Below are 12,522 nucleotides of genomic sequence, written 5' to 3'. Positions count from 1 at the left end.
GAGGAGTATTAAATAATTTTTGTTTTGAGATTTTTCAATCCCGCAACACTACCTTCTAATACATCCCCTCTTTTTACTGGACCGACTCCAGCAGGTGTACCAGAGAAAATCAAATCGCCCGGCTCTAGAGTAAATAGCGTAGAAAGATAAGCAATTGTGTCAGGCACATTCCAGATCAGTTGGTTGAGATCCCCAGATTGACGCTCTTCACCATTGACCAATAGCTTTACCGCACCTTTGCTAGGATGGCCACACTGACTCACTGGAGTGATCTCGCCACATGGAGCAGATTGATCAAACGCTTTGCCTGTATCCCATGGTCGACCCATCTTCTTTGCTTCGCCTTGTAAGTCACGTCTAGTCATATCTAAGCCAACGCCATACCCATATACATGGTCTAGGGCTTTATCTGCGGCAATATTCGCACCACCTTTACCAATCGCCACTACCATCTCAATCTCGTGATGAACATCATTGGATAGATTGGGATAAGCCATATCTTTACCATCAGTCACGATCGAGTTTGCTGGCTTCATAAAAAAGAATGGTGGCTCACGGTCAGGATCATGCCCCATCTCACGCGCATGATCCGCATAGTTACGTCCCACACAGTAAATACGATTTACCGCAAAGCGCTTGGCATCTCCTGTGACCGGCAAAGAGATCTGTACTGGAGGATCTATAACAAATGCTGAACTCATGTTTAACCTTTCTGGGGGATTATTTTTGTTGTTTCCGTTGTTTAGAAGTATGACGCAATTTCAATAACAAGATACTGAAAGCAAGTACAAAGGTGAGTAGATTGGCCAGTATCAAGGGCCATTTTTCGATAATCAGACCATAGATGAGCCATAGACCTACTCCAGCAGTAAATAGGGAATACATCCCCAAGGAAATTCCGGACAGTTCACGGGTTCGCCAGGACTGAATGGCTTGAGGCAAAAAGGCAACTGTTGTCAGAAAGGCTGCGCAGTAGCCAATGATCTCGATATGGTGAGGTTCTAAATTCATTCCCTCATTGTAAATAGGGAATTTTGTAATACCTTGTTCTAGCGTAGAAATACAATTTCTGTAGATAATGAGATCTTGCAGTTCAACAAATACTAAAAAATACAAAATGAGACAAAAACTAAGCCTGTGGTTTGGCGCAACCCTTTGCGCAGCCCTAATGAATGCCCCTGTAATCGCCCAAAGCAATAGTGCACTCAAAAATTATCCGGATAAGCCAATCCGTTTAGTGATTCCCTATCCTCCGGGTGGCGCTACCGATGTTATTGGTCGTATCATGGCTCAAGAACTTTCTAAGACCTTGAATCAGCAAGTGGTCCCCGATAATCGCGCCGGAGACAGCGGCAATATCGGTGCTGATATGGTTGCCAAGGCGCCTGCTGATGGCTACACCTTGTTGATGGGCGCCCTAACCTCTCACGCAATCAATACCAATCTAGAAAAAGACAAGATTAAGTACAACCTGGAGAAAGACTTCACTCCTGTGGCGATTGTTGGTGTAGTGCCACTAGTCTTCGTGGTGAACCCGTCAGTACCAGTGAAGAATATGAAAGAGTTCATTGCTTACGCAAAAGCCAATCCAGGCAAACTCACTTTTGCCTCTTCTGGTGCTGGTGCTCCACAACGTCTTGCGATGGAGATGTTCCGCTACCAACTCGGACTTGATTTGCTGCACGTTCCTTACAAAGGAAGCGGCCCAGCAATGACAGATCTGGTGGGCGGACAAGTTCTCACCATGTCTGAGACTGTTCCAGCAGCTTTGCAATTTATTCAAGCTGGTCAATTAAGGCCCTTGGCAGTGACAACTGCGAAGCGCATTAGTCAGCTGCCAGAGGTACCTACCGTTACTGAAGCGACTGGCTTGCCAAATTTTGATGTGGTGAGCATGTTTGGCATTGAGGCACCAGCAGGCACACCTCAGGCTATTGTCTATAAATTAAGCTCAGACATTAAAACTATTTTGCAGCGACCTGATGTGCAAGAACGCATGCTTGCTGCGGGCGTCTATGTAAACTACCTCTCTCCAGCAGAATCAAGCAAGCGCATTACCCGCGAACTCAATATGTGGGCAAAAGTAGTCAAGGATGCCAATATCAAGGCCGACTAAAAAGGAATTCGTATTTGCAAAAAACAATAAGGGGATCTCAATGAGATCCCCTTTTACTTTGAAGCGATTGATTACTGGGTAGTTATTCAGCTTCAATCTTGGCTTGCTGAGCAACTAGCTCCCACTTCTTCTTCTCGGCTGCAATAAAAAGTTTGGTGTTTGCCGGTGTATCGCCTACTGCCCAACCCCCTAAGTCCTTCCAGCGCTGCTTAATCTCTGGGGAATCCAATGCCTTTTTCACTGCTACATAGAGCTTATCGATTACCGGCTTTGGTGTACCAGCTGGAACAAATAATCCAAACCAAGCTGTTACTTCAAAGTTTGGATAGCCTGATTGAATCATGGTTGGCACGTCCGGCAATTCTGCTACTCGATTTTTACTAGTAACCGCTAAGGCACGTAATTTACCCGACTTGATATATTGCATTGAGCTTGGCAAGTTATCCACCATCATGCTCGTCTGACCAGCGAGTAAATCGGCGAGTGCTGGGCCTGCACCTTTGTAAGGTACGTGAATGATGTCAATGCCCGCTTGCGTCTTAAAGAGCTCGCCTGACATATGAATGGATTGGCCACGACCAGAGGAGGCAAAAGAATACTTGCCAGGATTAGCCTTAGCAAGGGCCACTAACTCAGCAACCGTCTTTGCAGGTACTTCTGGATTCACAACCAATACGTTTGGGTTGGCAATCACGATTGTAATTGGCTCCATATCTTCCATCTTGTACGGAAGGCTTTTGTATAGGCTGTAATTAATCGCGTTTGGACCAATATTGCCCATCGCCATGGTGTAACCATCTGCAGGCGAGGCAAGCAATGCTTGCAAGCCAATGATTCCTGCGCCACCAGCCTTGTTCTCAACAATGACAGTTTGACCAAGCTCTTTACCCAAGATGTCAGAGAGAGCACGCGAAGATATATCGGTCGTACCGCCTGGTGCCGCTGTCACAATAATTTTGACAGGCTTGTTGGGGAAAGGCTGTGCTTGCGCAGCTGGAATGGTGAGCAGTAATGCTGCACATATCAATACTCCAAGTGCACACGTGCGCTTCATACAATTAAGACTAAACATGGCTGTCTCCGACTAAGGTCAATATTGTTTTATTTATGTATGGGCTTTTGCCCATTACCACCATATTAAACATTTATTGCCAAGATGCACAATCCTCAATATGGCGCCATCCCTAAGGCAAGGGAATGGAGAAGATTGCCTTTAGGGTCAATGAGTCCGTGCTATTGGAGAAACCCTTCCCTACACCTGCCTGAAAAGAAATGGGTTTGCCGTCGTAGTACATCATCAAGAATCCCAACTGTTGGGTATTTTGATAATTGATTGGCTGCCCCAATTGATTGAGATTCGAGTAATACTCCACTCCTAAAGCTAAATCAGGGATAACCTCTCTCGATAGACGCGTAGCGGTTGAAAAGTATGGCGATTGGTGCACATACGGCTGTGACAGCGGCATATCAATGATCGGGTTAAATGAGAATAGCCATTCATCAAAGTGCTTACCAATGATAAAACGGGCTTCGCCGTTATATCTTGATTCATCAAACTGAGGTTGGACATTTGATAATTCCAGATTAACGCCGGCAAAAAAAGGGTCGCCCTTTTCTTCCCGATAAGGCAACCACTTCAAACGAACTTTTGTGGCTGCATACTGAAATTTATTGTCATAGTTCACGTAAGAGATATAAAGACCAGCCTCAAGATCATGGCCAAGGCCATAAGCAAGCTCGGGAGTAACGCGCACGCCATTGTTATTCATCACCTCACCAGGATAGGACGGTGTCTGTATTCCGCGAGGAGTGCTATTCACATGCAGCTCTAAGCTAGACTCACCCTTGGCATTAATCTCATCGTCGTATACCTGAATCTCATCTTGCAAAACAGCCATAGCCGTCGTTGGCATGACCGCAAGGAATGCCAAAACGAATATTGGTGTGAAAGCGCACTTTAAAAGCCACTGGATACGTGGCATGCGCACAAATAGCTGCATCTTCATGATGCAGAGAGTTTAACAACTATTGCGGTTTTTTGACGCGCTCACTCCATAGCTGCCATGGACGTCCAATAGTCTTCTCAATGGTCTCTTGAGAAATAGATGCTTCACCAGGGGTCAGGTATTGCACTTGCCCCATCTTCATTGCCTCACTCTGAATGCTGGCGTTTTGAATCGCATATACCGCTCTGAAGACTGCTTTCTTAATTGAGTCCGCGCCAGCGGCATAGCCATGACCCCGCATCAAGACAAAATATTGCAAACCCATCGTTTGGGATAGCGCGTTACCGAGATCTACACTACTAACAAACATATCGGTATCAGGATTGGGTTTAGCAAAATTGCGGATCTCAAAAATAGGCGCGCCTTCACCCAAGAACGAACTCATGTGATAGACCGGCTTGAGTGTGGTTCCAGTCAAGCCGTAGGGCAGAATCGGGGCCGCATGGCCATGAATCGCTGAATTAATATCGGGACGGTTTTTGAGAATGCCGCTATGAATAAAGCGCTCACCATACGCAACCCGCGTATCGCCGTGGAGCGCTTTACCGTTCATATCAAATTCCATGATGTCTTCCACCTGCACTACCGATGGAGCAACACTCCTAGCCAGAAAGAAAGTATTAGGGTTATTAGGATTACGAACACTAATATGACCATAACCATCTACTGCATTTTGGTCATACAAAATATGATTAGCAATCACTAATTCTTCAACAGCAGCCTTGACTTTGGGATCTTGTGCTATTTGTTCTTGAACAGTTTGCGCACTGACATGCGTCGCTCCCAGCATGAGAAGTGAAATGAAGACTCTTTTCATCATTCAACCTTTCCAATCTTTCTGACGACTTCACCCATCTGGGCAGATTCTTTATCCCAATAAACCTTGAATTCGGGTGCATCCATGTACTGAATTGGGCTACCCGCACCATTAATGACTGAGCGCACACGCTCATCAGTGGAGGCTTGCTTGGCTGCTTCACGTAATTTGTTAGTGATGTAGTCAGGCGTGGCGCTTGGCACAAACAAACCTGCCCATTGTGAAAACTCAACCTTGACGCCCATTTCTTTAAAGCTTGGAACATCAGGCATGCTAGCCAATCTGCCATCACCCCAATGCGCTAGAGCCCTAACCTTACCTGCTTTGATCTGCTGCACGATGGAAGATGGACCCGTTGCAATAGCGTCAACCTGTCCTCCTAAAAGCCCAACAATTGCGGGGCCTGCGCCTGTGTAAGGAATGTGGACCATGTAAAACTTCTCAGAAGATTTCAGCATCTCCATTGGCACGTGCATCGTGCCGTAATTTCCCGATGAACCAAAATTGTATTTACCAGGATTAGCGCGCATCGCCGCTACAAACGACTTGTAATCTTTCCAGGGGCTATCTGCCCTCACCACCAATACTGTTGGATCTGCAGTAAAGCGTGCAATGGGTTTGAGTTGGTTTAGTTGAAATGATTGTTCACGGCCAACAACTTTATCTGCCTCGGGAATAATCGAAATTGATGATAGGGCCATCAAGATGGTGTAACCGTCCGGCTTAGATCTTGCAACCGCAGCCATACCAATGCCACCACCAGCGCCAGCTTTGTTTTCAACGATCACAGGCTGACCCAAAATACGGGAGAGCGCTTCTGCAACTGGTCTACCCACAGCATCTGCTACCCCGCCAGGAGGAAATGGCACTACCATCGTAATCGACTTGGTTGGCCAAGGCTCTTGTGTCTGAGCAAAGGCTGAAACCGTTAACAAAGATGCTGCAATACAGCCCAGCACGCGACTAAGATAGGATTTTTGTCTCATTTTGTCTCTAAATCGTAATTTAGTTATTATTTATGCTCTTTATCCTACTACAAGAATCAAGACAATAAACAAGGGTTAACTTAGACATAACCCCCAATGGAGATAGCAAGATGAGATATGCAGCATTTTCTTTAACAAAAGAACCTTCGAAAACACTCGTAGGAATTGTCTCGGCTGATGGTACGACAGTTCAAGAACTCGATTTAGGGGTCGATGTCAGTGAAGATGGCATCGTTGCCATCCTTAAATCTGACCTAGCAGGCAAATTACCCAAGCCAGTTGCTGCTCACGCATTCGATGATGTGCGTTTACTTGCGCCCATTCCAAGACCGCGCAGAAATATTTTCTGTGTAGGCAAAAATTATCATGAGCACGCTAAAGAGTTTTCTAATAGCGGCTTCGATGGCAGCGCAAAACCTGGTGAAGATATCCCAAGTCACGCAATCTTTTTTACCAAGCCACCTGAGTCTGTAACAGGTCCTAATACCAATGTCATTATTCCGACTGCGGTTTCTACCTGCATCGACTATGAAGCTGAGTTAACGATTGTGATTGGTAAAGGTGGCAAAGGTATCAGCGAAGCCGATGCAATGAAACATGTCTGGGGTTACACCGCCATCAATGATGTGACTGCACGTGATTGGCAACAACGTCACAAGCAATGGTTTTTAGGCAAGAGTTTTGATACCTTCTGCCCCATGGGTCCATGGGTTGTCACTGCCGATGAAGTAAATGCCGAAGATATTTCCGTGAAATGCTGGGTGAACGGCGAGCTACGCCAAAACTCCAATACCAAAGACCTCATCTTTGATATTCCAAACATGATTGCCACCGTTTCTGCCGGCATTACCCTCTACCCTGGTGATCTTATTGCAACCGGCACACCAGTTGGTGTTGGTATTGGCTTTAAGCCGCCAAAGTATTTGGTCAATGGAGATGTAGTTGTGGTTGAGATGGGTGGTATCGGTAAATTAGAAAATACATTTGTTGCTGTCTAAGCAGTAACTGGTCATTGAACAACAAAAGCCACCCTAGGGTGGCTTTTTTAATGCACAACTTAGTTATGTATTGACTTAAGCCAAGGTAAATTTAAGTTCGCCAAGATTACCTACGGAACTTACCACCTTGTCACCCTTCTTCAGCCAAACTTGCTTACCCTGTGGCATTCCTGCAATCACGCCTTCCGGAGTTCCAGTAAAGATAATATCCCCCGGCTCTAGGGTCCAATAGGTGCTAATGTAAGAGATCATTTTTTGGGTGTTGTGAATAAAGTCGGATGTATTGGAGTTTTGACGTAGCTCACCGTTGACCCAAGTTTTAACGGTTAAGTTATTGGGATCACCAACCAAATCCGCGGTTACAAAATACGGTCCGATTGGCGCGTATTGATCTAAGGTCTTGCCCACCATCCACTGACCATTAGGTAACTCTAATTGCAAGTCGCGTGATGAAAAATCGTTGGAAGTGCAATAGCCAGCAACATAATCCAGTGCTGCTGATTCTGGGACGTTACGCCCTTGTTTGCCAATCACAATCAAGAGTTCGGTTTCGTAATCAAGCTTATAAGAAACAGATGGTGAAGGGATCTGTAATAAGCAGTTATGAGCGGCAAGACTATTATTGTATTTATTGAACAATGGCGGGACTCGTGGGTAACCTCTACCAACCTCATCAGCATGCGCGCGAAAGTTCAAACCGACGCACACAATCTTTCCAGGGTTCTTGAACAGACGACCAAAAGTAATATCGGATTCTTTTAAATAAGGGACACCGGATTTATCAGCGCTTGCCACTACTTTATTAAAGCCCGCAGCATTACCTTCTTGCAAAAGTTGATCCAAAGTTGTTGGCGCAGCAATTTTCATCTTCTTGGCAACAGCGCGAACATCGATTACACCCTTAGGAGTGACAACACCCAAGGTCTCAGTACCATCTCCATTCATGATGGAGAGGATCTTGCTGTTCTTGACCATTTCACGTGGACCTGTGTATGGCTCACCACCCCATACTGAAGTTTGATGTGCTGAAGCTTCATTCATCACACCTATAGTGGAAGCGGCTACTAAACCAGCACCTGCTGCTGATGCAGTTTTCATAAATTGACGGCGTGAACTCATTCCAATCTCCTTGTTCTTTTTGTATATTGTGTTTACTGCTCATTTATGACTACAAAAAGAATAGTACTGCAGCAATTTATGCGGTGGTGCAGCAAATATAAATGGAGTCTTTTAACCTAAGCCAAAGAAGATGGCGATGCGGTAGGTAATGAATGAAGCGATATACGCTAGTCCGAATAAGTAGCTCAGCATGATGGCCGGAATCTTCCAGCCACTCGTTTCGCGCTTCACTGCTGCAATCGTTGAAAGGCACTGCGGTGCAAATACAAACCAAGCCAATAAAGACAGTGCAGTAGCTAATGACCAGGTGCTTGAAATTAAGGGAACGAGAGCTTCAGCAGCATCTGCGCTGGAGCTAGACAAGGCATAGACCGTTGCCAGTGAGCTCACCACTACTTCTCGTGCTGCCATCCCCGGCACTAAAGCAATACTGATTTCCCAATTAAATCCGATTGGGGAAAAGACATGAGCCAAAGCTTGTCCGAGCATGCCGGCAAAACTGTATTGAATAGGGGATAGCGTTGCACCCTCTGGTGGCAAAGGAAAGCTAGAGAGCGCCCAAAGTCCAACCGTCATGATGAGGATGATGCCGCCCACGCGACGCAAGAAAATTTCTGCACGTTGCCACAAACTAATAGCAAGGTTACCTAAGCGTGGCAAGTGATAACTTGGCAACTCCATCATCAACGCATTCATTCTGAATTGCTCACTAGCAAAGCGCTTTAATATCCAAGCAACAGCCATGGCACCAAAAATTCCGGCGAGATAAAGCAAGAACAGTACCAAACCTTGTAAATCAATATTGGCCCATAACTTTTGCTCTGGAATAAAGGCGGATATGAGCAAGGCGTACACCGGCAGACGAGCTGAGCAAGTCATCATTGGGGCAATCAGAATGGTGACCATACGATCGCGCGCATTCGAGATACTTCTGGTTGCCATGATTCCAGGGATAGCGCAGGCAAAACTCGAGAGCAGCGGAATAAATGAACGGCCAGATAAGCCTACTGAGCCCATCACCCTATCCAATAGATATGCAGCCCTTGGTAAATAGCCAGACTCTTCTAGCAGCAGAATAAAGAAGAAGAGGATCAGAATCTGCGGCAGGAAGACCACCACGCCACCAAGGCCAGCCAAGATGCCATTAATCAATAAACTGCGCAACCAAGAATTTGGCAAGACCTCAGAAATTTGAGCGCCAAGATACTCAACTGAAGTCTTGATGAGCTCCATGGGTAATGTTGCCCAACTAAAGACCGCTTGGAAAATACAAAACAGCAACGCAACCAAAATAATGGGGCCAAATACCGGGTGCAACAAGACCGCATCTAATCGATCACTTAATTGATCGGGAATGATTTGATCAAGGCCTAGATTCTGCAAAATGCGTTGTACTTGAACATTGTCAGATTCTGCATGGGCGATATGTGAGGCAACACTCTCTAATGTCGCATCACTGGTACCAGTGCGAAGATGATTCAGATTTCGCCAATCCAATTCTGATAAGAATTTTTTGATCTCATCAGCACCATCGGACTGAATACCTACGCTGGTAATTACTGGCAAGCCCAGCTCTTGTGAGAGCGCCGCAATATCGATCTGTAGGCCCTGACGCTTGGCAATGTCCAGCATATTGAGGACAACAACACAGGGCAAGCCTAAGCGCTTAGCTGCCAGCACTAAGCGTAAATTACGGCGCAGGTTCATGGCACTCAAAATGCAGAGAACTAAATCAGGACGCTTTTCACCTTCTGCCCTTCCTAGGAGGACATTACACGTCACACGCTCATCGAGTGATCTTGGATACAAACTGTACGCGCCAGGCAGATCTAAGATACGAATATTTTTTCCAGAAGCAAGCGAGAGTCTTCCCTCTTTGCGCTCTACTGTCACACCAGAATAGTTGGCAACCTTTTGACGGCTGCCAGTAAGCAAATTAAATAAAGCAGTTTTTCCGCAATTGGGATTACCCAATAACGCGACTATAGGTTCGCTTGGGAAAAAGTGGACGGCCGACTCAGACATGAGGAACCGATTCAACCTCAATCAAGCGTGCTTCAGACTGGCGCAAGGCAAATGTAGATGCACCCACCCGAACAAGATAAGGCCCTTTTTTTAATAAGCCTTTACGAAGTAAGGTGACCTGCTCACCCGGAAGAAAACCAATATCTTCTAACTGCCCCTTAATTTGCGGGGCGCCTTTAGGTGCATTTATCGTGCAAACGCGATAGGTGGCTTCTAAATCAACCTGGTCCAAATGCATGGAAGATTGTCACTTTTATCAATTAATAGGAACGATTCTCATTATATACCTTATAATTGAGAATAGTTCTCATTTACAAAGTTATAAAAGTATCACTAAAGCATGCTCTCATATAGAAAAAAACAGGTTTTGACCTATCGCAAGGGAATTGGCATTTTTGCTCAAAATAGTAATTTGCTTGCCGTATTGTCTCTAGTTATAACCATTTTTTATATGGGGTTTTCAAGCTCGGCGCTTGCTGAATCCCCTGTAAGCGATGCCCCTATCGTTGATAGCGATGTCTCGGTCGAGGGCGAAACCGAACAGTGGAGTATTCACGGACAGTCAACTTACATTGTTCAGCAAAAAAATAATTTCAATTCACCTTACTATGGACAAAACAGTCTTTTGAATAAATCTGAAGGTGGTGGCGGTAAAAGTTACACCTTGAGTGCAACTGCTTTTTTAGGCGCCAGACTTTGGGAAGGCGCAGAGGTCTATTGGAATCCAGAAATGTTTGAGGGAACGCCATTTAATGGGCAGTTAGTTGGTCTCGGTGGCTTTCAGAATGGTGAACTACAAAAAGGCGCTTATGCCCCACCCGTCTACTACACTGCTCGAGCCTTTATTCGGCAAACTATTGGCCTCGGTGGCGGCAAAGAACATATTCAGGGCGCCCCAAATCAATTAGCAGGAAATCTAGACAAAAATAGAATCGTGGTGAGCTACGGGAAATTTGCAACTTTAGATTTCTTTGATCAAAACAGCTATAGCCATGATCCTAGAACGCAATTCCAAAACTTTGCCATTTTCTCGATGGGCGCTTATAGCTATGCTGCCGATACCAAAGGCTATACCTATGGTGCTGTTGCAGAGTGGTATCAAGGGGATTGGATCTTAAAAGCGGCAAGGTTAGCAATGCCAACGATTCCCAATACCGCTCAACTTGATTACAGCATGACCTGAGATTACGCCAATCAAGTTGAATTAACGCACGAGCATGAATTGTGGGGCAAACCTGGTGCAGTGAGAGCGCTTTATTATCAGCAGCATGCATATATGGGCAACTATCAAAGTGCGGTTACCCTTGGCCAACAAACCAGTTCAACGCCTGACGTATCAAATACACGCCTTGCTGCCCAAAATTCTTGGGGATATGGAATTAATATTGAGCAAGCAATCAATGAAGATATTGGCATTTTTGGTCGCTGGAGCTGGAATCCTGGCAACACTGAAACACAAACGGTGGATATTAGCCGCTCTCTATCTGGCGGCGTAAGCATTAAAGGAGGTACCTGGTCTAGACCAAACGACACAATAGGTATGGGCTTTGCGGTAAACGGTATTGCTCCTATACAAAGAACATATTTACAGATGGGCGGCATGTCCCCGTTCATTGGGGATGGCAATCTAAACTACAAAACAGAGCAAATTTTGGAGACATTCTATAGCGCTAAAGTTTATAAAGAGCTCTACCTTTCCGCCGACTACCAGCGCATTGCCAATCCAGCCTATAACGCAGCACGAGGTCCTGTCAATTTCTTTGGCTTACGCGCCCATATAGAGATGTAAGATATTGCTTAACCGTAATCAACCCATTAGGGCTAAGCATTATGTATTTACCAAAACACTTTTCTGTTGATGATCCAGCTTTACTCGCTCAGCTCATTGCCGAGTACCCGCTTGCAACGATTGTTGGTAGCTTAGAAAATCAGCTCGAGATTAATCATCTGCCCTTAATGCTCAGTTCAGACAGAACAAAATTGTATGGTCACATTGCCAGAGTCAATCCTTTAGTGAAGGTTGCGGGCAGCAGTAACACCTCAGTAACGGCCATCTTCAATGGGCCACAAGCATATGTCACACCAGCTTGGTACCCCTCTAAAAAAGAAACCGGCAAAGTTGTTCCAACCTGGAACTACGCCGTGGCTCATGCCCAAGGCAACATCAAGTTGATTGAAGATGCGCAGTGGCTAAGAAGTCACGTAGCGCAAATGACAAATATTCATGAGCCCACCTATCAGTCGAACTGGAAACTAGACGATGCTCCTGAGGATTATGTGCAGATGATGCTTAAAGCCATTATTGGCATTGAGATTGAAGTAAAAAGTTTGGTTGGCAAGTTCAAGCTCAGTCAGAACCGTCCTGCCCAAGACTATGCCGCGGTAGTTGAGACTATAGAAAAGTCACCTCAAGAAGTCTTGCAGGAGATGCGCAAATACATGAAGCTCAACTAAG

The 12,522-nt window shown here is 45.5% G+C and carries 13 protein-coding genes and 1 pseudogene; 5 read left to right on the top strand and 9 right to left on the bottom strand.

What is annotated here, in order from left to right; translation table 11 throughout:
• Positions 1 to 8: 8 nt before the first annotated feature.
• Together ICV38_RS03395 and ICV38_RS03390 are read right to left on the bottom strand one after the other, a co-directional pair.
• Entirely contained in the window at positions 9 to 701 is a 693-nt protein-coding gene (locus ICV38_RS03395; protein WP_215382347.1) for a fumarylacetoacetate hydrolase family protein, read from the bottom strand.
• Between the two features lie 19 nt (positions 702 to 720).
• Complete coding sequence (locus ICV38_RS03390) at positions 721 to 1,011, bottom strand: SemiSWEET transporter (protein WP_215382346.1); 291 nt, start codon at positions 1,009 to 1,011, stop codon at positions 721 to 723.
• Between the two features lie 106 nt (positions 1,012 to 1,117).
• Here ICV38_RS03390 and ICV38_RS03385 point away from each other — a divergent pair, with 106 nt between their 5' ends.
• A complete protein-coding gene (locus ICV38_RS03385; RefSeq protein WP_215382345.1) occupies positions 1,118 to 2,116 on the top strand; it encodes a tripartite tricarboxylate transporter substrate binding protein in 999 nt (332 codons plus the stop codon).
• Between the two features lie 82 nt (positions 2,117 to 2,198).
• On the opposite strand, the gene ICV38_RS03380 is transcribed toward ICV38_RS03385, so the two are convergent.
• From ICV38_RS03380 to ICV38_RS03365, 4 genes are all read right to left on the bottom strand, one after another.
• Complete coding sequence (locus ICV38_RS03380; protein WP_251368213.1) at positions 2,199 to 3,188, bottom strand: tripartite tricarboxylate transporter substrate binding protein; 990 nt, start codon at positions 3,186 to 3,188, stop codon at positions 2,199 to 2,201.
• A gap of 112 nt (positions 3,189 to 3,300) precedes the next feature.
• Positions 3,301 to 4,122 (bottom strand): hypothetical protein, encoded by an 822-nt coding sequence (locus tag ICV38_RS03375; protein WP_215382344.1) that lies wholly within the window; start codon positions 4,120 to 4,122, stop codon positions 3,301 to 3,303.
• A gap of 19 nt (positions 4,123 to 4,141) precedes the next feature.
• Entirely contained in the window at positions 4,142 to 4,942 is an 801-nt protein-coding gene (locus ICV38_RS03370) for a class II aldolase/adducin family protein (RefSeq protein ID WP_215382343.1), read from the bottom strand.
• Positions 4,939 to 5,925 carry a tripartite tricarboxylate transporter substrate binding protein gene (locus ICV38_RS03365; RefSeq protein ID WP_215382342.1) on the bottom strand — a complete coding sequence of 329 codons (987 nt, stop codon included), beginning with the start codon at positions 5,923 to 5,925 and terminating at the stop codon, positions 4,939 to 4,941. Before ICV38_RS03365 ends, ICV38_RS03370 begins: the two co-directional genes overlap by 4 nt.
• Before the next feature lie 110 nt (positions 5,926 to 6,035).
• Between ICV38_RS03365 and ICV38_RS03360 the strand changes: the two genes are divergently transcribed.
• A complete protein-coding gene (locus ICV38_RS03360; protein ID WP_215382341.1) occupies positions 6,036 to 6,923 on the top strand; it encodes a fumarylacetoacetate hydrolase family protein in 888 nt (295 codons plus the stop codon).
• A gap of 75 nt (positions 6,924 to 6,998) precedes the next feature.
• Here ICV38_RS03360 and ICV38_RS03355 read toward each other — a convergent pair whose 3' ends face one another.
• The 3 genes from ICV38_RS03355 to ICV38_RS03345 all read right to left on the bottom strand — a co-directional run bounded on the left by ICV38_RS03355 (position 6,999) and on the right by ICV38_RS03345 (position 10,305).
• Positions 6,999 to 8,042: a fumarylacetoacetate hydrolase family protein gene (locus ICV38_RS03355; RefSeq protein WP_215382340.1), complete on the bottom strand. Its 1,044-nt coding sequence runs from the start codon at positions 8,040 to 8,042 to the stop codon at positions 6,999 to 7,001.
• Between the two features lie 111 nt (positions 8,043 to 8,153).
• A complete protein-coding gene (locus ICV38_RS03350) occupies positions 8,154 to 10,067 on the bottom strand; it encodes a ferrous iron transporter B (protein ID WP_215382339.1) in 1,914 nt (637 codons plus the stop codon).
• Positions 10,060 to 10,305, bottom strand: a complete 246-nt coding sequence (locus tag ICV38_RS03345) for a FeoA family protein (protein ID WP_215382338.1) — start codon at positions 10,303 to 10,305, stop codon at positions 10,060 to 10,062. Before ICV38_RS03345 ends, ICV38_RS03350 begins: the two co-directional genes overlap by 8 nt.
• Positions 10,306 to 10,407: 102 nt before the next feature.
• Here ICV38_RS03345 and ICV38_RS10370 point away from each other — a divergent pair, with 102 nt between their 5' ends.
• The 3 genes and pseudogenes from ICV38_RS10370 to ICV38_RS03330 all read left to right on the top strand — a co-directional run bounded on the left by ICV38_RS10370 (position 10,408) and on the right by ICV38_RS03330 (position 12,521).
• A complete protein-coding gene (locus ICV38_RS10370) occupies positions 10,408 to 11,250 on the top strand; it encodes a carbohydrate porin (protein WP_215382337.1) in 843 nt (280 codons plus the stop codon).
• Between the two features lie 27 nt (positions 11,251 to 11,277).
• Positions 11,278 to 11,856: pseudogene (locus ICV38_RS10365) on the top strand (carbohydrate porin); the annotation flags it as partial.
• Between the two features lie 41 nt (positions 11,857 to 11,897).
• Positions 11,898 to 12,521: an FMN-binding negative transcriptional regulator gene (locus tag ICV38_RS03330; protein ID WP_215382335.1), complete on the top strand. Its 624-nt coding sequence runs from the start codon at positions 11,898 to 11,900 to the stop codon at positions 12,519 to 12,521.
• Position 12,522: the final 1 nt, after the last annotated feature.

Origin of the sequence: Polynucleobacter sp. MG-6-Vaara-E2 (assembly GCF_018687695.1) — a bacterium.
In the GTDB taxonomy this organism is placed as follows: domain Bacteria; phylum Pseudomonadota; class Gammaproteobacteria; order Burkholderiales; family Burkholderiaceae; genus Polynucleobacter.
This window is presented reverse-complemented; position numbering and strand designations above follow the sequence as displayed.